General features: G+C 61.6%; 16 protein-coding genes. 14 read left to right on the forward strand and 2 right to left on the reverse strand.

What is annotated here, in order from left to right; all coding sequences use genetic code 11:
• Window positions 1–62 precede the first annotated feature (62 nt).
• The 4 genes from QZH45_RS02675 to QZH45_RS02690 all read left to right on the forward strand — a co-directional run bounded on the left by QZH45_RS02675 (window position 63) and on the right by QZH45_RS02690 (window position 6871).
• Entirely contained in the window at window positions 63–3680 is a 3618-nt protein-coding gene (locus QZH45_RS02675; RefSeq protein WP_055136943.1) for a DUF2339 domain-containing protein, read from the forward strand.
• The gene (locus tag QZH45_RS02680) at window positions 3677–5047 is read left to right on the forward strand and encodes a DUF3999 domain-containing protein (protein WP_055135739.1); all 1371 of its coding nucleotides are present in this window, start codon (window positions 3677–3679) and stop codon (window positions 5045–5047) included. The genes QZH45_RS02675 and QZH45_RS02680 overlap by 4 nt, the downstream gene beginning before the upstream one ends.
• Window positions 5048–5260: 213 nt before the next feature.
• Window positions 5261–6271: a class 1 fructose-bisphosphatase gene (locus QZH45_RS02685; RefSeq protein ID WP_024778079.1), complete on the forward strand. Its 1011-nt coding sequence runs from the start codon at window positions 5261–5263 to the stop codon at window positions 6269–6271.
• Between the two features lie 3 nt (window positions 6272–6274).
• Window positions 6275–6871 carry a DUF924 family protein gene (locus tag QZH45_RS02690; protein ID WP_055135740.1) on the forward strand — a complete coding sequence of 199 codons (597 nt, stop codon included), beginning with the start codon at window positions 6275–6277 and terminating at the stop codon, window positions 6869–6871.
• A gap of 60 nt (window positions 6872–6931) precedes the next feature.
• Here the strand turns inward: QZH45_RS02690 and QZH45_RS02695 are convergent, their stop codons facing one another.
• On the reverse strand, window positions 6932–8824 hold the full coding sequence (locus QZH45_RS02695; protein WP_197677812.1) for a methyl-accepting chemotaxis protein: 1893 nt from the start codon (window positions 8822–8824) through the stop codon (window positions 6932–6934).
• Between QZH45_RS02695 and QZH45_RS02700 the strand changes: the two genes are divergently transcribed.
• The 3 genes from QZH45_RS02700 (at window position 8811) to QZH45_RS02710 (ending at window position 9964) form a co-directional block, all read left to right on the forward strand.
• Window positions 8811–8981, forward strand: a complete 171-nt coding sequence (locus QZH45_RS02700; protein ID WP_155254736.1) for a hypothetical protein — start codon at window positions 8811–8813, stop codon at window positions 8979–8981. The genes QZH45_RS02695 and QZH45_RS02700 overlap by 14 nt on opposite strands.
• A gap of 127 nt (window positions 8982–9108) precedes the next feature.
• Window positions 9109–9363, forward strand: a complete 255-nt coding sequence (bamE, locus tag QZH45_RS02705; RefSeq protein ID WP_024778082.1) for an outer membrane protein assembly factor BamE domain-containing protein — start codon at window positions 9109–9111, stop codon at window positions 9361–9363.
• 31 nt (window positions 9364–9394) lie between these two features.
• Entirely contained in the window at window positions 9395–9964 is a 570-nt protein-coding gene (locus QZH45_RS02710) for a lipocalin family protein (protein WP_024778083.1), read from the forward strand.
• Between the two features lie 118 nt (window positions 9965–10082).
• Here the strand turns inward: QZH45_RS02710 and QZH45_RS02715 are convergent, their stop codons facing one another.
• Window positions 10083–11447: a formimidoylglutamate deiminase gene (locus QZH45_RS02715; protein WP_055135741.1), complete on the reverse strand. Its 1365-nt coding sequence runs from the start codon at window positions 11445–11447 to the stop codon at window positions 10083–10085.
• 104 nt (window positions 11448–11551) lie between these two features.
• Between QZH45_RS02715 and hutC the strand changes: the two genes are divergently transcribed.
• The 7 genes from hutC to QZH45_RS02750 all read left to right on the forward strand — a co-directional run bounded on the left by hutC (window position 11552) and on the right by QZH45_RS02750 (window position 19438).
• Complete coding sequence (gene hutC / locus QZH45_RS02720; RefSeq protein ID WP_024778085.1) at window positions 11552–12301, forward strand: histidine utilization repressor; 750 nt, start codon at window positions 11552–11554, stop codon at window positions 12299–12301.
• Window positions 12298–12867 (forward strand): HutD/Ves family protein, encoded by a 570-nt coding sequence (locus QZH45_RS02725; RefSeq protein WP_053193184.1) that lies wholly within the window; start codon window positions 12298–12300, stop codon window positions 12865–12867. Before hutC ends, QZH45_RS02725 begins: the two co-directional genes overlap by 4 nt.
• A 476-nt stretch (window positions 12868–13343) precedes the next feature.
• A complete protein-coding gene (hutU, locus tag QZH45_RS02730; protein WP_024778087.1) occupies window positions 13344–15032 on the forward strand; it encodes a urocanate hydratase in 1689 nt (562 codons plus the stop codon).
• Between the two features lie 151 nt (window positions 15033–15183).
• The gene (locus QZH45_RS02735) at window positions 15184–16650 is read left to right on the forward strand and encodes a purine-cytosine permease family protein (protein ID WP_053193185.1); all 1467 of its coding nucleotides are present in this window, start codon (window positions 15184–15186) and stop codon (window positions 16648–16650) included.
• Between the two features lie 69 nt (window positions 16651–16719).
• Window positions 16720–17688, forward strand: a complete 969-nt coding sequence (locus tag QZH45_RS02740) for an ABC transporter substrate-binding protein (RefSeq protein ID WP_024778089.1) — start codon at window positions 16720–16722, stop codon at window positions 17686–17688.
• A gap of 71 nt (window positions 17689–17759) precedes the next feature.
• Entirely contained in the window at window positions 17760–18611 is an 852-nt protein-coding gene (locus tag QZH45_RS02745) for an ABC transporter permease (RefSeq protein WP_024778090.1), read from the forward strand.
• On the forward strand, window positions 18608–19438 hold the full coding sequence (locus QZH45_RS02750) for a quaternary amine ABC transporter ATP-binding protein (protein WP_050593835.1): 831 nt from the start codon (window positions 18608–18610) through the stop codon (window positions 19436–19438). The genes QZH45_RS02745 and QZH45_RS02750 overlap by 4 nt, the downstream gene beginning before the upstream one ends.
• The last annotated feature ends 110 nt before the right edge of the window (window positions 19439–19548 follow it).

The following is a 19548-nucleotide window of genomic DNA, read 5'->3' on the forward strand; positions in this document are numbered from 1 at the left end:
GACTGAGCCAGGCACCGCATCACCCGGTCATGCCCGCAAGGGGCCGCTCAGGGATATCAACCATGCAATGGATTTTGACGCTGTTGGGCCTGGCAATCGGCTGGGTGGTGGATGAGTCGTTCGCCGATGCGCTGATAGGTGCATTGTCGGGGCTCGGCATCGCTCTGGTCTTGCGGCTGCGACGCCTCGGGGCCCAGACCGATAAACAACAGCGTCTGCTGGAAGCGACCCAACAAAACCTGCTGACGCTGGAAGCACGTCTTGCCGTGCTTGAGCGCGGCACTGTATCTGCGCCAAGCGCACCTGCACCTGAGATCGTCGTGGCCCAGGCTCCGAAACCTGAAGCTCGGCACGAGGCAGAAGCAGAGACGGAACTGGTCTGGGAGCTTCCGCCTGACCTGGCGCCGGCCCCCGCGATGGTGACACAAGCCAGCCAACCGCTGCCCGACGACATTTGGACCCCAGCACCGGTCACTGCTCAGCATGAAGTTCACGGCGCCGAGCCTATGGACCCGATCGTCACGCCGCCTGTCCCTCGCGGCCCCGGTTTCATCGAGCGTGCCGTGGCCGGTGCGCGCAACTGGCTGTTCGGTGGCAATACCGTACTGCGGGTTGGCGTGCTGCTGTTGTTCCTCGGCCTGGCGTTTCTATTGCGCTATGCCACTGAAGGCATGGTGGTGCCGATCGAACTGCGCTATGCCGGTGTCGCGGCCAGTGCGTTGGGCTTGCTGGGTCTGGGCTGGTGGCTGCGCCAGCGCAACAACAGTTATGCGCTGATGCTCCAGGGTACCGGCATCGCTGTGTTGTACCTGACGGTGTTCGCCGCCATGCGCCTGCATCCACTGCTCGATTCCAAGGCCGCGTTGGGGCTGCTGGTGGCGGTCACGGTGTTCTCGGCGATCCTGGCAGTGACCCAGAACGCTCTGGGGCTGGCCGCTGCCGCCGCGCTGGGCGGCTTTGCCGCGCCAATCCTGACCTCCACCGGCAGCGGTAACCATGTCGCGCTGTTCAGCTACTTCATCCTGCTCAATGCCGGCATTCTCGCGATTGCCTGGTTCAAGGCCTGGCGCCTGCTCAACCTGATCGGTTTTGTCGGGACCTTCGGCATCGGTATCGCCTGGGGCTTGCGTTCGTATACGCCGGCACTGTTCTTCAGCACCGAACCGTTCCTGATCATTTTTTTCCTCATGTACCTGGCGATTGGCTTGCTGTTCACCCGGCGCAAACTGCTGGAGATGAGCGACGGTCCCGAGGATGACAGCCGTGAAGCGCTGCTGCGCTGGTCGGCGCGCAAAGGCGATTATGTAGACGGCACGATGCTGTTCGGTCCGCCGTTGGTGGGCTTTGGCTTGCAGCTCACGCTGGTGATGTTCCTGGATCTGGCCGCAGCGTTCAGTGCCCTCGTCCTGGGCATGATTTACATGGGCCTGGCCCGGGTGTTGATGAGGGGACGCGCCCTGTTGCTGGCCGAAACCTGCCTGGCACTCGGGGTGATTTTTACCAGCCTGGCGATTCCCCTGGGCCTCGATGCCCGTTGGACCACGGCAGCGTGGGCGGTGGAAGGCGCGGGGATTTTCTGGTTGGGGCTGCGTCAGCAGCGACCACTGGCGCGTGCGTTTGCCTTGCTGCTGCAGTTGGGCGCGGCGCGGGCTTTCTTCGGTGAATTGCAGATCGGCCAGGGCAGTCTGCTCCAAGGCGCTCCATTGGGAGCGTTGATGCTGGGCGCCGCGTTGCTGTTCAGCTTCTATCAATTGCGCAAGGCGGCGCCGGGGCACACCGCGAGTTGGGAGCGCCAGGTGCAGCCGGTGCTGGCTGTGTTGGGGCTGGGCTCGCTCTATCTGCTGGCGCCGCTGTTTTTCTTCACCCACGGCACCGCCATCACCTGGGCGCTGGCCGGTCTGGCGACGCTGTTTGTCGGTCTGCGCCTGCAATCGCGGGCCTTCCTGTTCACCGCGTTTGGGGTGCAACTGCTGGGAGGAGCGCTGTTCCTGATGCGTCTGCGCGGCGCCGAAGGGGATTCGGCAGCGGTGTTCGCCGCCGGCTGGAGCGGTTTGCTCAGTGCTTCGTTGATCGGCCTGGCATTGATCGGCGGCATGTTGCTGGCGGCTCGCGACGAGATGGTGCGCAACGACGTTCGGTTGCTGCGTGGCTTGTCGGTGGTGTTGCTGGCGGGGCTGGCCTTGATCAACCTCGCTGTGCTGTTCGTCCTGCCCTGGCAAACGGCGAGCGGCGTGTGGGCCGCCAGTGGCCTGTTGATCATCTGGCTGAGCTTGTACCTGAAACAACGCGTGAGCTTCGTGTTCGGCCTGCTCCTGCAAGTGTTGGGCGGTGCGGCGTTCCTGCTGGCGGGGCCGGCTTTGCTCGGCCCGCTCGACAGCGAGGGGCTACGGCCCCTGGCCCACAGTGGCTTCTGGACGCCGATGGTGCTGGGGCTGGCGGCGCTGGTGGGGGCCTGGCGTCTGCAGCGGGGTCATCCGGCCGCGGTATTCAATGCCTTGAGTTTGCAGCGGTTGTCCGAGTTGCTGTTGATCTGGGGCGCCGGTTGGTGGTCGCTGACGTGGATCAGCGAAGTGCTGCGCTTTGCCCCGGTCCATTTGCAAGGCAGCTTGCTGCTGATTGTCGCGGCGCTCAGTGTCGCGGTGTGGGCGATTCTGGCGCTGCGCTTGCAGTGGCCGGCGCTGGGGTTGCTGTGCACCTTGCTGATTCCTGCGGCGGGCTGTGTGTTGGTCGCGACCTGGCACAGCCGTTACCACCCGGCGGCGGATTTCGGCTGGCTGGCCTGGTTGATCCTGTTCGGTGTGCATTTGCTGTCGCTCAAGCGCCTGGCCTCGATGCTCCCGGACGCGGTTCGCAGCACCGCCCATGTACTCGGTTGCTGGTTGCTGATCGGCGTGTTGGCCCTGGAGCTGCGTTATGGCCTGTTGCTGTTGTCCGAGCAATACAACGCCTGGCGTTGGCTGGGTTGGGCGATCCTGCCGAGCCTGTACCTGGTGCTGATGGCCGCGCCGCGGGCCTGGCCATGGCCGATATCGGCTCAACCGCGGGAGTATCGCGTCTACGCGGCGGCGCCTCTGGCCCTGTTGATGCTGGGGTGGTTCTGGCTGGCCAACACCTTCAGCGATGGCATCGCCGAGCCGTTGCCGTATGTGCCGCTGCTCAACCCATTGGAGCTGGGCCTGTTGTTCGCCCTGTTCGGTGTCTACGTATGGGCCCGTAGCGCGCTGGCGCAGTTGGCGATCCGTTGGGCCCATGCCGAACACGTCGCCCAGTTGATCGCCGGGGTCTCACTGTTCGCGTTCTTCACCGCCCTGGTGATGCGCAGCGCCCACCATTGGCTGGATGTGCCGTTCGAACTGGACGCATTGCTCGAATCCATGTTCGTGCAGGCCGGGTTGTCTCTGGTCTGGACCCTGATCGCCCTGGGCCTGATGATCGGCGGGCATCTGAGGCATCGCCGCGAGGTGTGGCTGATCGGTGCGGCGCTGATTGCCGTGGTGGTGGCCAAGTTGTTCTTTGTCGAATTGAGTAACCGTGGTGGTCTGGCGCGGATTGTGTCGTTTATCGGCGTGGGTGTATTGCTGCTGGTGGTGGGTTACTTCGCACCGCTGCCGCCCAAACGGCCGGAAACGGTTCCAGAGGCCGAGCCGCCAATGCCTGTCAGTGAGGGAGTGTCATCTTGAGTCGCAAGTTGAGTCGGATCGGCCTGGGTGTGGTCGGGTTGTGGGTGGCATTGTCGGCTACGGCCCAGGAAAAACCGGCGGACTTCGCCCATCAGGTGCCGTTGACCTTGAGTGGCGAAGGGCCGTGGTATCGCTTGCCGTTGCCGTTGGAGGTCCAGTTGCAGGCCCGGCAGACCGACCTGAGCGACGTACGGGTCTTCAATGCGGCCGGGCAGGCCCAGGCGTATGCGCTGGTCCGCGAGACCGCGCAGAGCCGGGAAGAGCGTACCGTCACCGACGTGAAGTGGTTCCCGCTGTACAACGCTGCCGATGACAACGAGCGTGCCCCCAGTGTACGGGTGCAGTCGAACGCCAACGGCACGCTGGTGGAAGTCCAGCCGGCGAGTCGGCTCGAGGCGGGGGAGGAGGAGTTGCGCGGCTGGTTGCTGGATGCCAGTGCGATCAAGGCACCCTTGCAGCAGTTGATTCTCGACTGGACCAGCGAACGCGACGGCTTTCAGCGGTTTACCATCGAGGCCAGCGACGACTTGCAGAACTGGCAGGCATGGGGTGAAGGCCAGGTGGCGCGCCTGGCCTTCGCCGATGAGCGGGTCGAGCAGCATGAAGTTAACCTGCCGGGGCAGTCGGCGCGTTACCTGCGGCTGTTGTGGGATTCGCCGTCTTCCGCGCCGGTGCTGACGTCGGCGCAGTTGCAGAGCGCCAGTCGCGAGAACCTGCCGTTGCCACTGGCCTGGTCGCAGCCGTTGGCCGGCAGCACCGTGAAAGCCGGTGAATACACCTGGCAATTGCCCATGGGGCTGAATATCGAGGAGGTGCAGGTCGAGCTGAGCCAGGCCAACAGCCTGGCGCCGGTGACCCTGGCCGGGCGCCGTGAGAGCAGTCATCCGTGGCAGCCGATGGGCGGTGGTTTGCTGTACCGGCTGACCCAGAACGGCCAGGACGTGGTGCAGAACCAACTGCAGTTGTCCGGCCAGACCGTCCAGCAATTGAAGCTGACGGTGGACGAGCGCGGCGGTGGCCTCGGTACCGAAGCGCCGGCCCTGCGCTTTGCCGTGCGCCCGACCCAGGTGGTGTTTCTCGCCCGTGGCGAAGGCCCCTACAGCCTGGCGCTGGGCAGCGCGACGGTGAAGGCGGCCAGCCTGCCACTGACGACACTGGTGCCCGATTACCGTCCTTCGCGCCTGGCGACCCTGGGTGCGGCGACGGTGAATGGGCCCACGACCTCTGCACCGGCGGCTGAAACGGCGCCGGCCGTCGTCGGGACCAACTGGAAGAAAATCGGCCTGTGGGCGGTGCTGGTGCTGAGCGTGCTGTTCCTCGGCTCGATGGCCTTCAGCCTGCTGCGCAAGCCGCCGGTCAAATCCTGAAAGCGGGTGCTTCGCACCCATCGCGAGCAGGCTCGCTCCCACACTTGATCGGATTCTGTCAGGGGAAACACAATCCAATGTGGGAGCGAGCCTGCTCGCGATGACGCCACTCTGTGAACTCAATCCTCCATTCCCCGTCTCATAGGAGGAATTAAGTCCCGACACGCGCTAAACTGCGCTGGTTTTTCCGCCCCCTATTCTTCGGAGCCGTCCATGTCTCGCGTTACCTTGAGTCGCTATTTGATTGAGCAGACCCGCAGCAACAATACTCCTGCCGATCTGCGCTTTTTGATCGAAGTGGTGGCGCGTGCCTGCAAGGAGATCAGCCACGCCGTATCCAAAGGCGCGCTGGGTGGGGTCCTGGGCAGCATGGGCACCGAAAACGTGCAAGGCGAAGTGCAGAAGAAACTCGACGTGATTTCCAACGAGATCCTGCTCGAAGCCAACGAATGGGGCGGTCACCTGGCCGGCATGGCGTCCGAGGAAATGGACAATGCCTACCAGATCCCGGGCAAATACCCCAAGGGTGCCTACCTGTTGGTATTCGACCCGCTGGACGGTTCGTCGAACATCGACATCAACGCGCCGGTCGGCACCATCTTCTCGGTATTGCGTTGCCCGAACGAATACCTGAGCCAGAACGAAGCCTTGAACGAAAAGGCCTTCCTGCAGCCAGGCACCCAGCAAGTGGCCGCCGGTTATGCCATCTACGGTCCGCAGACCATGCTGGTGCTGACCCTGGGCGATGGCGTCAAGGGCTTCACCCTGGACCGGGAAATGGGCAGCTTCGTGTTGACCCACGAGAACATCACCATTCCCGAAACCACCCAGGAATTCGCTATCAACATGTCCAACCAGCGCCACTGGGAAGCCCCGGTACAGCGCTACGTCGGCGAATTGCTGGCCGGTGAAGAAGGTCCGTTGAAAAAGAACTACAACATGCGCTGGGTGGCCGCGATGGTTGCCGACGTACACCGCATCCTGAACCGCGGTGGCCTGTTCATGTACCCCCGCGACAGTCGTGAGCCGACCAAGCCAGGCAAACTGCGCTTGATGTACGAAGCCAATCCGATGTCGTTCCTGGTGGAACAGGCCGGCGGCGCTTCCACCGATGGTCACCAGCGCATCCTCGACATCAAGCCTGAAGGCCTGCACCAGCGCGTGGCGGTGTTCCTCGGTTCGAAGGAAGAAGTGGCCCGCGCCACGGCCTACCACAAGGAATAAATCATGGCCGAGCCTTGGCAGCCGTTACTCGATTGGTGGTTTGGTTCAGCCGACACACCGGACGAAATAGCGGTTGAAAAGAACAAGCTGTGGTTCGGTAAACACCATGATCGCCAGGCGCGCGAGCGTTTTGGCGATCAGGTCGATCAGGCACTGGCCGGCGGATTGACCGACTGGGCGCAACGCCCGGAAGGTTGGCTGGCCCTGGTGCTGCTGCTCGACCAATTCCCGCGGATGATCTTTCGCGAAACCCCCAAGGCCTTCTCCGGCGATCTTCGTGCCCAGGCGTTGGTGGCCCAGGGGCTGGCAGCAGGTTTCGACCGGCAACTCAAACCCATCCAGCGCGTATTCATCTACCTGGTGCTCGAGCACTGCGAAAACCTCGCCGTGCAGAATGAGGCTGTGTCGCGGTTTATCGAGTTGGTTCGAGAGCAGCCGGAAGCGGATCGGGCGGTGTTCGAAAGCAATCTGGACTATGCCGAACGGCATCAGAAAATCATTGCCCGGTTTGGACGGTTTCCCCATCGCAACGCAGTGTTGGGGCGGGCGTCTACGGCTGAGGAAGTGGAGTTCTTGAAGGGGCCGGGGTCTAAATTCTGATTTCGCGGTGAGGCGGGTGCCGTCTTCGCGGGCAAGCCCGCGAAGGGGCCCGAAAGAGCGTTAGATCCGGAAGCTGCCCACCAACTGCTTCAACCGCGCCGCCTGCTGTTCAAGGTCGGTACAAGCCCGCAACGTGGCTTGCAGGTTTTCCACACCTTCCTGGTTCAGTGTGTTGATCTCGGTAATGTCGACGTTAATCGACTCCACCACGGCGGTCTGCTCTTCGGTGGCGGTGGCCACGGACTGGTTCATGCCGTCGATTTCGCCGATGCGCTGGGTCACGCTGCCGAGGCGCTCGCCGGCCTGGTTGGCGATGCCGACGCTGCTTTCGCTCTGGCGCTGGCTGTCGGTCATGGTCAGCACCGCTTCCCTTGCGCCGACTTGCAACTCTTCGATCATCTTCTGTACTTGCTGCGCCGAATCCTGGGTGCGGTGGGCCAGGTTGCGCACCTCATCGGCCACCACGGCGAAACCGCGTCCGGCTTCACCCGCGCGGGCCGCTTCAATGGCCGCGTTGAGTGCGAGCAGGTTGGTCTGCTGGGAAATGCTGGTGATGACTTCGAGGATCTGGCCGATGTTCACCGTGCTGCTGTTCAGGGTTTCGATGTTGCCGCACGAATCGCTGATCTTTGCCGACAGCTGCTGCATGGCGGCGATGGTTTTATCTACCACCTGCTGACCGTCTTCTGCCAGGTTGCGGGCGTCGCTGGAATGTTGCGAGGCGAGGGCAGCGTTCTGGGCGATCTCCTGGGCCGCGGCACCGAGCTGGTTGATGGCCGCCGCCACGCTGCTGGTGCGTGAGGCTTGCTGGTCGGAATTGAACATCGACGAGTTGGAGGCGCTGACCACACGCAGCGCCACTTCGTTGACTTGGCCGGTGGCCGACGCCACTTCACGGATCGAGGTGTGGATACGCTCGACGAAACGGTTGAAGGAGGTCCCCAGGGCACCGAATTCATCCTGGCCATGAATGGTCAGGCGTCGGGTCAGGTCACCTTCACCTTCGGCAATGTCATGCATCGCACGGCCCATGGTCAGCAGCGGTTGCATCAGCACGCGGATCAGCATGCCGAGCAGCGCGATGATGAACACCACGGCGATGGCCATGGCGATCAGCGCCGAGGTGCGGAACTCGCTGAGCATGGCCAGCGCCGTGTCCTTGTCGAGCACCAGTGCCACGTACCAGTCGGCTCCCGGCACGCCGTTGACGCGGGTGAAAGAGATGAACTGGGTCTTGCCGTCGAGTTCGACTTCCTTCATGCCTGGGCTGACCTGCGGCGCACCGTTGGGGTAAGCCTCGGCCAGGGTCTTGAGGATGCGTTTGCTGTCAGGGTGGATCAGGATCTTGCCATCGGCGCTGACGATGAACGCATAGCCGTGACCGCCGAAGTTCAGCGAGTTGATGATGGCGCTGACGCTCGACAAGTCGATGTCCGCACCCGCCACGCCGATCATCTGGTTCTGATGCTGTACCGGGGCAGCGACGGTAATCACCAGTTTGCCCGACGAGGCGGCAATGTAGGGTTCGGTGACGACGGTCTGCTGTGCGCTGTTGGCGGCCTTGTACCAGCCTCGCGCGCGAGGATCGTAGTCGGCGGCGCGATTGCCGGCCGGCACCGAGAACATCACGCCGTCGACGCCACCGAAGTAGCTGAGCTGGAAGTTGCCGGTATAGGCGGGCAGATCGACAGCACGCTTGAGACTGGTGGCGCTGCTGCCGTCCACGGCAATCTGTTGGGCCATCGATTGCAGCAGTTGGGTGCGACCTTCGACCCACGTCTGGATGTTGCGGCTGGTCAGGCTGCCGAGCTCCTGCATGGACGTTTCGGTGCTGTTATGCAGGCTCTGGCGCTGACGGTAGTCGTTGAACAAGATGAAACAGGCGAATGCAACGGCTACCACAAGGGCTGCCGCCAGCAGGATTTTGTGGCTGAATTTCATGTTTCTGGTCATTAAGAACGCTACCGCACAGGAGCTGGTCAGGAAGGGGCGTCAATTTGCCATAAGGCAAGGCATCGCGCTGTTCTTTTTATCGGTGCGCAAGCGCCAGGATTCAGGCGTCAGAGGCACAAACCCGACGAAATGCATGACGCCATCAAAAAACGGTTGATTTACCGACGAACTACCTGTTTTTACCCCAATAAATACTGGGGTCTCCGGGGAACCAGATAGGGGTTTTCTCTTCTAAGCTTCAGGTTGGCACCCTGCCACCTTCCTTCCGCTCCAGGAGTTTCACGATGTCCCTGCGATCCATCGCGTTGTTGTCTTTGTGCGTCTTGTTGACCGCATGCAGCAAGGTCAACCAGGAAAACTATTCGAAGCTGTCGGCCGGCATGTCCAAGGCCGAAGTCGAGACGTTACTGGGAAAACCAACCGACTGTTCGGGCGCGCTCGGCATGTCCAGTTGCACCTGGGGCGACCAGAAAAGCTTTATCAGCGTGCAGTATGCCGGTGAGAAAGTGTTGATGTTTTCCGGCCAAGGCCTGAAGTAGACCGGGGCCACGTGCCCACGGGAGAAAAATAATGATGCGGTTATTGTTAGTGCTTTTAGCCGGCCTGGTATTGGCCGGCTGTGCCACTTCTGGCGAAGACCCGTTGGCGCCCAAGACCGCCAACAGCGTCAATCTCAAGCGTTACCAAGGGACCTGGTACGAGTTGGCCCGCCTGCCAATGTATTTCCAGCGCAACTGCGCGCAATCGGAAGCCCATTACACCCTCAAGCCTGACGGCAACATGGGTGTGTTCAATCGCTGCCTGACCTCTGACTGGAAGTGGGAAGAAGCCAAGGGCACCGCCACGCCCCAGGTACCGGGCAAGACTGACAAACTCTGGGTCGAATTCGACACCTGGTTCTCTCGGATCCTGCCGGGTGTGTCGAAGGGACAGTATTGGGTGTTGTACGTCAGCGATGACTACAAGACTGCCATCGTTGGCGACCCGAGTCGGCGCTACATGTGGCTGTTGTCCCGTACGCCGACCGTCAATGGTGTGGTACGCGAAGAATTGCTGAGCAAGGCGCGCCAGCAGGGCTATGACACGACACGGCTGATCTGGCGTGCGTCGGATCGGCAGATGGCCAAGACGTCGGATTGACGGCCAGGGAATGACCCTGTGGAGCGAGCCTGCTCGCGATGACGGACTTTCATCAACATCTATGTTGAATGTAAAGGCTTCATCGCGAGCAGGCTCGCTCCCACAAGGGGAGTTGCGGTCAGCCTAGAAGATCGCGCAATACCTGGGTGAACGCCCGGGCGCTTTGCTCTTCTGCGGCGTGATGCCCGTTACGCACCACCCACTTGCCGCCCACCATGACATCCCGCACCTGGCGATCACCGCCGGCAAACAGCCAGCGATTGAGGATGCCGTCGCCCTGGGCCGTGGCCAGGTAAGGGTCGTTACCGTCGAGTACCAGCCAGTCGGCACGCTTGCCGATTTCTAGGGCGCCGATGGGTTGCCCCAATGCCTGGGCGCCACCTTCCAGCGCCGCATCGAACAGCGTGCGCCCGACCATCGGCTGATCTGCCCGATACAGACGGTTACGCCGTTGATCCCGCAGACGCTGGCCGTATTCCAGCCAACGCAGTTCTTCCACCACGCTCAATGACACATGGCTGTCGGAACCGATACCCAGGCGCCCGCCTTGGGCGAGGTAATCCACTGCCGGGAAAATACCGTCACCCAGGTTGGCTTCGGTGGTCAGGCACAGGCCGGCAATCGCCTGGCTCCTGGCCATGAGGCTGACTTCATGGGCATTGGCGTGGGTGGCGTGGACCAGGCACCAGCGCTGATCCACCTCGGTGTTTTCATACAACCATTGCAGCGGACGGGCACCGCTCCAGCTCAGGCAATCGTCGACTTCCTTCTGCTGCTCGGCGATGTGGATATGCACCGGGCAGTGAGCGTCGCTGGCGGCCAGTACCTCCTGGATCTGTCCGGGTGTCACGGCGCGCAGGGAGTGGAAGCATAACCCCAGCGCCTGCAGCGGCTGACCGGCCAGGATCGGTTGCAGCCGTGACTGAAGCTTCAAGTAGTTCTCGGTGCTATTGATGAACCGACGCTGCCCGTCATTGGGCGCCTGGCCGCCAAAACCTGAATGGCTGTAGAGCACCGGCAGCAGTGTCAGCCCGATGCCGGCAGTGGTGGCGGCGTGGCTGACGCACAAGGCCAGCTCCGCCGGGTTGGCGTAAGGTGTACCGTCGGTGTCGTGGTGTACGTAATGGAATTCGGCGACCGAGGTGTAACCGGCCTTGAGCATTTCGATGTACAGCTGTCGGGCAATGATGCCGAGTTGGTCGGGGCTGATTTTTCCGACCAGGCGGTACATCAGGTCGCGCCAGGTCCAGAAACTGTCGTTGGGATTGCCCGCCACTTCCGCCAGGCCGGCCATGGCCCGCTGGAACGCGTGGGAATGCAGGTTCGGCATACCCGGCAACAGCGGACCGTCCAGCCGCTCGGCGCCGTCTGCGTGGGAGCCGGCCTGGATATGGGTCAGGACACCTTGGGCGTCGACTTCAAGACGTACATCATTGGCCCATCCACTAGGCAACAGCGCGCGTTCGGCAAAGAAGGCGGACATGGTTCAACCTCATCGTGCGTAATTTGTATATACATATACAGACGTTTGCCTGGCCGGTAAACTCCGGCAAGCTAGCAACCTTATCCGCAGAACAGGGAACCGCCGTGCCGACTCCGCCTGCCAAACCGCCGCTGGCCTCAAACCTGGGTGACAGTCCGGCACCCTTGTATGCCCGCGTCAAACAGATGATCACCCAGCAGATCGACAGTGGAAACTGGCCGCCGCATTACCGCGTGCCGTCGGAAAGCGAGCTGGTCAATCAGTTGGGCTTCAGCCGCATGACCATCAACCGTGCCCTGCGGGAAATGACCGCCGACGGCCTGTTGGTGCGCATGCAGGGCGTCGGCACGTTCGTCGCCGAACCCAAGAGCCAGTCCGCGCTGTTCGAAGTACACAACATCGCCGACGAGATCGCCTCTCGCGGCCATCGCCACACCTGCAAGGTCATCACCCTGGAAGAAGAGGCCGCCGGCTCCGAGCGCGCCCTGGCCCTGGACATGCGTGAAGGCCAGAAGGTGTTCCACTCGCTGATCGTGCATTTCGAAAACGACATTCCGGTGCAGATCGAGGACCGCTTCGTCAACGCCTTGGTGGCGCCCGACTATCTCAAGCAGGACTTCACCCTGCAGACGCCCTACGCCTATCTGAACCAGGTCGCGCCGCTGACCGAAGGCGAGCATGTGGTGGAAGCGATCCTCGCCGAGCCGAATGAATGCAAGTTGTTGCAGATCGAAAAGGGCGAACCGTGCCTGCTGATCCGCCGTCGTACCTGGTCCGGGCGTCAGCCTGTCACCGCCGCGCGGCTGATTCATCCGGGTTCCCGTCATAGTCTGGAAGGGCGATTTCATAAGTGAGTGACTTGAAAGTTCTACGTGCGGTGGATTACCCGCGCATGCCATGGAAAAACGGCGGTGGCAGCACCGAGGAAATCACCCGCGACGCCGGCACCGGCCTGGAAGGTTTCGGCTGGCGGCTGTCGATTGCCGATATCGGTGAGTCAGGCGGTTTTTCCACCTTTGCCGGTTACGAGCGCGTCATTAGCGTCTTGCAGGGCGATGGCATGAGCCTGACCGTCGATGGTCAGGTCACGCGGCCGTTGCATCCCCTGGACCCTTTCGCGTTCAGTGGTGAGAGCCACGTTCATTGCACGTTGCTGGGCGGACCGATTCGTGACTTCAACCTGATCTATTCGCCCCAGCGTTACCGGGCACGGTTACAGTGGCTGGCGGGCGAGCAGCGGTTTTTCAGTGAGGCGGGGACGGTGCTGGTGTTCAGTGCCGACCCGGAATTGAGTGTCAGGGTTGGCGACTTTACTGCCACGCTGGGCCTCTATGACTGCCTGCAACTGGGCGGTAACACTCAACTGCTGGAAGTTGCCAGCCACGGCCAATGTTGCGTGATCGAGCTGACTGCTCACTAGTTTCAGCTGTAGCACTTCCTTGTGACGAGGGGATTTATCCCCGCTGGGCCGCGAAGCGGCCCTAAATCAATTGCACCCGAGTTATGGGAAGGCCCCCAATAGGGCTGCTTCGCAGCCAGCGGGGATAAATCCCCTCGCCACAAAAAGCCTGTAGGTTGTTCCCGTTTCGCGCACCAACTTGTTACCGAATGCCCCAGTGTGGCGCAACGCCACGCTTTCTGTCCTTCTCTTGTCTGCATCTGAAAATCCCCCTCCGAAAAATTAATCCTCCTCGAAAACCCTTCAATTCCGCACGTTACAGCCATTTCCAGAAAGATTCCTGCGCACGCCTTCAACAAGTTGGCCGCTTGATTGCATATGCTTGTACATACAAGTAAAGACGTATGCGTATGAGTTGCCTATGTTCAACGCAACGTTCGTTAAATCGCTGCCCACTGCCCGGGCTGGTCTGGATTGATCGCTGAGGAGTTTTTGCTGTGACCGACGCAACCCGCAAACCCGAAAAATACCGTGACGTTGAAATTCGCGCCCCTCGCGGTAATACGCTGACCGCCAAGAGCTGGCTGACTGAAGCACCGCTGCGCATGCTGATGAACAATCTCGACCCACAAGTGGCCGAGAATCCCAAGGAGCTGGTGGTCTACGGTGGCATCGGTCGCGCGGCGCGCAACTGGGAGTGCTATGACAAGATCGTCGAAAGCCTCACGAACCTGAACGACGACGAAACCCTGCTGGTGCAATCCGGCAAGCCGGTGGGCGTGTTCAAGACCCACACAAATGCCCCACGCGTACTGATCGCCAACTCCAACCTGGTACCTCACTGGGCCAGTTGGGAGCACTTCAACGAGCTCGATGCCAAGGGCCTGGCGATGTATGGCCAGATGACCGCCGGCAGCTGGATCTACATCGGCAGCCAGGGCATCGTGCAGGGTACCTATGAAACCTTCGTCGAAGCCGGTCGCCAGCATTACGACTCCAACCTCAAGGGCCGCTGGGTCCTGACCGCTGGCCTGGGCGGCATGGGTGGCGCACAACCGTTGGCTGCCACACTGGCCGGCGCCTGCTCGCTGAACATCGAATGCCAGCAGGTCAGTATCGATTTCCGTCTCAAGACCCGTTACGTCGACGAGCAGGCCACCGACCTGGATGACGCCCTGGCCCGTATCGAGAAATACACCGCCGAAGGCAAGGCAATCTCCATTGCACTGTGCGGGAACGCCGCTGAAATCCTGCCGGAAATGGTCCGTCGCGGTGTGCGTCCGGACATGGTCACCGACCAGACCAGCGCCCACGACCCGCTCAACGGTTACCTGCCGGCTGGCTGGACCTGGGACGAGTACCGTGCCCGCGCCAAGACCGAACCCGCCGCCGTGGTGAAAGCCGCCAAGCAATCGATGGCGGTGCACGTGAAAGCCATGCTGGCCTTCCAGAAAATGGGCGTGCCGACCTTCGACTACGGCAACAACATCCGTCAGATGGCCCAGGAAGAAGGCGTCGAGAATGCCTTCGACTTCCCAGGCTTCGTGCCGGCGTATATCCGTCCGCTGTTTTGCCGCGGCATCGGTCCGTTCCGCTGGGCCGCGCTGTCGGGTGACCCGCAGGACATCTACAAGACCGACGCCAAGGTCAAGGAACTGATCCCAGACGACGCCCACCTGCACAACTGGCTGGACATGGCTCGCGAGCGCATCAGCTTCCAGGGTCTGCCGGCACGCATCTGCTGGGTCGGCCTGGGCCAACGTGCCAAGCTGGGCCTGGCGTTCAACGAAATGGTGCGCAGCGGAGAGCTGTCGGCACCGATCGTGATTGGCCGCGATCACCTGGACTCCGGTTCCGTGTCCAGCCCCAACCGTGAAACCGAATCCATGCAGGACGGTTCCGACGCGGTCTCCGACTGGCCGTTGCTCAACGCCTTGCTCAACACCGCCAGCGGCGCGACCTGGGTGTCTCTGCACCACGGTGGCGGCGTCGGCATGGGCTTCTCCCAGCACTCGGGCATGGTCATTGTCTGCGATGGTACCGATGAGGCGGCCGAGCGAATCGCTCGCGTACTGCACAACGACCCGGGCACCGGGGTGATGCGTCATGCCGATGCCGGTTACCAGATTGCGATCGACTGCGCCAAGGAACAGGGCCTGAACTTGCCGATGATTACCGGCAAGTAACGCAGGACCCCTTGTGGGAGCGAGCCTGCTCGCGATGGCGTCGGCACATTCGACACATGCATCGACTGGCAGACCACTATCGCGAGCGGGCTCGCTCCCACAGAAAAGCAACACCAGAGTCACCACCAGAACAATCCACAGAGGTTGAACCATGGCCGTCAGTAGCACACGTGCAAGCAGTAAGCCGTTGATCGAGAGACGCTCGATCGACTACATCCCGGAAGCTGAGAGACACGGTCGATTGTTGAGCCAGTTCACCCTCTGGATGGGGGCCAACCTGCAAATCACTGCCATTGTCACCGGTGCATTGGCGGTGGTGCTGGGCGGTGATGTGTTCTGGTCGTTGATCGGTCTGCTGATCGGCCAACTGCTCGGCGGTGGTGTCATGGCGTTGCATGCCGCGCAAGGACCCAAGCTTGGCCTGCCGCAGATGATTTCCAGCCGGGTGCAGTTCGGTGTTTATGGCGCGGCCATCCCGATCGTGCTGGTGTGCCTGATGTACCTGGGTTTCACCGCGACGGGCACCGTGCTTTCCGGTCAGGCGCTGGGCCAGTTGTTTGGCGTCAGCGACAGTGTCGGCATCCTCATTTTCGCCAGTGTCATCGTGCTGGTCACGGTGCTCGGGTATCGGGTGATTCACTTCATTGGCCGCGTCGCCAGCATTATTGGTGTGATTGCCTTTGTTTACCTGTTCGCTCGCCTGATCAGCCAGACGGACGTTGGCGCACTCCTGCAAATCCGCCACTTCAGCTGGAGCAGCTTCCTGCTTGCGGTGTCGCTCGCGGCATCCTGGCAGATCGCCTTCGGCCCCTACGTGGCTGACTATTCGCGCTACCTGCCGAGCAAGACGTCCTCGGTGAAAACCTTCTTTGCCGCAGGTGCCGGTTCGGTCATTGGCGCCCAGGTGGCGATGATCCTTGGCGTGTTTGCCGCCGCCTCGGCCAACGGGCAGTTCGCGGGTCACGAAGTGGCCTACATCGTTGGCCTGGGGGGCACTGGCGCCACCGCTGCGCTGCTGTATTTCAGCATCGCGTTCGGCAAGGTCACCATTTCCACGCTGAACTCCTACGGCAGCTTCATGTGCATTGCCACCATCATCAGCGGTTTCCGTGGCCAGTTGAACGTAACGCGCTTGCAGCGTCTGCTCTTCGTGCTGGTCATTGTTGGCGCCGCGACGCTGATCGCGCTGCTCGGCCAGCACTCGTTCCTCGGTGCGTTCAAGTCTTTCATCCTGTTCCTGCTGGCGTTCTTTACGCCTTGGAGCGCGATCAACCTGGTGGACTACTACTGCATCACTCGCGAGCGCTACGACGTGCCGGCACTGGCTGATCCGAACGGTCGCTACGGTCGTTGGAACGCCCTGGGTATCAGCATCTATACGCTGGGTGTACTGGTTCAATTGCCGTTCATTTCCACCAAGTTCTATACCGGGCCGCTGGTGGCAGCGATGGGGGATGTGGATATCTCGTGGATCATCGGCCTGGTGGTACCGGCGGCGTTGTATTACGTCGCGGCGAAGAAGTGGCACAGCGCTGTACCCGATCAATTGATCCTGCCAGTCGAGCAGGACGCGGTTGACGCACAACCGAGCAGGGCGGGCCGCATCCAAGCGGTCTGATAGGACGTTGACAGGGCTGGATGCCTCTTGACTGCCGTAAGCCAATTCACTGATTAGGAGCGTCACACAATGAAATCGAACAAGACCCTGCTGACCACGTTGCTTTCCATGGGCCTGCTGGCCAGCGCCGGCGCCACCCAGGCGGCGGGTTGGTGCGAGTCGGGCAAACCGGTGAAATTCGCCGGCCTGAACTGGGAAAGCGCCATGCTGCTGACCGACGTCCTGCAAGTGGTGCTGGAAAAAGGCTACGACTGCAAGACCGATAGCCTGCCGGGCAACTCCATCACCATGGAAAACGCCCTGAGCAGCAACGACATCCAGGTGTTTGCCGAAGAGTGGGTCGGCCGCAGCGAGGTCTGGAACAAGGCCGAGAAGGCCGGAAAAGTGGTCGGCGTCGGTGCTCCGGTGGTCGGGGCCATCGAAGGCTGGTACGTGCCGCGCTACGTGATCGAAGGTGACGCCAAGCGCAAGCTGGAAGCCAAGGCCCCAGGCTTGAAGAACATCGCCGACCTGGGTCAGTACGCCGCCGTCTTCAAGGATCCGGAGGAGCCGTCCAAGGGTCGTTTCTACAACTGCCCGGCCGGTTGGACCTGTGAGTTGGACAACAGCGAGATGCTGAAAAGCTATGGCCTGGAAAAGACCTACACCAACTTCCGCCCAGGTACCGGCCCGGCGCTGGATGCAGCAGTGTTGTCGAGCTACAAGCGTGGCGAGCCGATCCTGTTCTACTACTGGTCGCCAACCCCGTTGATGGGCCAGGTGGACCTGGTAAAACTGGAAGAAAAACCGGGCGTGGATAAAAGCGTGAGCATCAAGGTCGGCCTGTCCAAGACCTTCCACGACGAGGCCCCGGAGCTGGTGGCGGTGCTGGAAAAGGTCAACCTGCCTATCGATATCCTGAACCAGAACCTCGGGCGCATGGCCAAAGAGCGGATCGAGTCGCCGAAACTGGCGAAGATCTTCCTGAAGGAACATCCTGAAGTCTGGCACGCCTGGGTAAGCGCAGACGCTGCCAAGAAAATCGACGCGGCTCTGTAGGTCGAATACTTCCCGGTCAGCCGTAGGGCTGGCCGGGACATTCACCGCATCCCCCTGATCGAGAGTCCCTTATGTTTCCCGAAAGCTTTACCTTTTCCATCGCCGACTGGGTCAACGGTTGGGTCGACTCCCTGGTGACCAACTATGGCGATGTGTTCCGGCACATCTCCGATACGTTGCTGTGGGCCATCGTCAACCTCGAAAGCCTGCTGCGCATGGCGCCCTGGTGGCTGATGCTGGCCATCGTCGGCGGCGTCGCCTGGCACGCCACCCGCAAGGTCATGGCCACGGCGGTGATCGTCGGTCTGCTGTTTCTGGTGGGCGCGGTGGGCCTGTGGGACAAACTGATGCAGACCCTCGCACTCATGCTGGTAGCAACGCTGATATCGGTATTGATCGGCATCCCGCTGGGTATTCTCTCGGCACGCAGCAATCGCCTGCGTTCGGTGCTGATGCCGTTGCTGGACATCATGCAGACCATGCCGAGCTTCGTGTACCTGATTCCGGTGTTGATGCTGTTCGGCCTGGGCAAGGTCCCGGCGATCTTCGCCACTGTGATCTATGCCGCGCCGCCGCTGATTCGCCTGACCGATCTGGGCATCCGCCAGGTAGACGGCGAAGTGATGGAAGCCATCAATGCCTTTGGTGCCAACCGCTGGCAGCAGCTGTTCGGCGTGCAACTGCCCCTGGCCCTGCCAAGCATCATGGCCGGGATCAACCAGACCACCATGATGGCCCTGTCGATGGTAGTCATCGCCTCGATGATCGGCGCCCGTGGCTTGGGTGAGGACGTGCTGGTGGGTATCCAGACCCTCAACGTCGGACGCGGCCTGGAAGCCGGGCTGGCGATCGTGATTCTCGCCGTGGTCATCGACCGCATTACCCAGGCCTATGGTCGTCCTCGGCATGAGGTGAGCAAATGAGCAACGCAGCTATCAGCAAAATCGAAGTCAAGAACGTCTTCAAGATTTTCGGCAATCGGTCCAAGGATGCCCTGGACCTGATCCGCCAGAACAAGACCAAGGACCAGGTGCTGGCCGAAACCGGTTGCGTGGTCGGTGTGAATGACCTGTCGCTGAGCATCGGTACCGGCGAGATATTCGTGATCATGGGGCTGTCCGGTTCCGGCAAATCCACCCTGGTGCGGCATTTCAACCGCCTGATCGACCCCACCAGCGGCGCGATCCTGGTGGACGGCGAAGACATCCTGCAACTGGACATGGACGCCCTGCGTGAATTCCGCCGGCACAAGATCAGCATGGTGTTCCAGAGCTTCGGCCTGCTGCCCCACAAGAGCGTGCTGGACAACGTCGCCTACGGCTTGAAGGTCCGCGGCGAGAGCAAGCAAGTGTGCACCGAGCGCGCGTTGCACTGGATCAACACCGTGGGCCTGAAGGGCTACGAAAACAAATACCCGCACCAGCTTTCCGGCGGCATGCGCCAGCGTGTGGGCCTGGCCCGTGCCTTGGCGGCGGATACCGACATCATCCTGATGGACGAGGCCTTCAGTGCCCTCGACCCGCTGATCCGTGCAGAAATGCAGGACCAGTTGCTGGAACTGCAGAAGACCCTGCACAAGACCATCGTCTTCATCACCCACGACCTCGACGAGGCCGTGCGCATCGGCAACCGCATCGCGATTCTCAAGGACGGCAAGCTGATCCAGGTCGGCACGCCCCGGGAGATCCTGCATTCGCCGGCCGATGAGTATGTCGATCGGTTCGTGCAGCGGCGGGCGGCGGTGGTGTAGGGCGGGCCGGTCACAAAATCTGTGGGAGCAAAGCTTGCTCGCGATACAGGCACCTCGGTTCCAGAGAGAGCGCATTGGATTCATCGCGGGCAAGCCTTGCTCCCACGGAT

This window comes from Pseudomonas corrugata, from assembly GCF_050920615.1.
Taxonomy (GTDB): domain Bacteria; phylum Pseudomonadota; class Gammaproteobacteria; order Pseudomonadales; family Pseudomonadaceae; genus Aquipseudomonas; species Aquipseudomonas corrugata.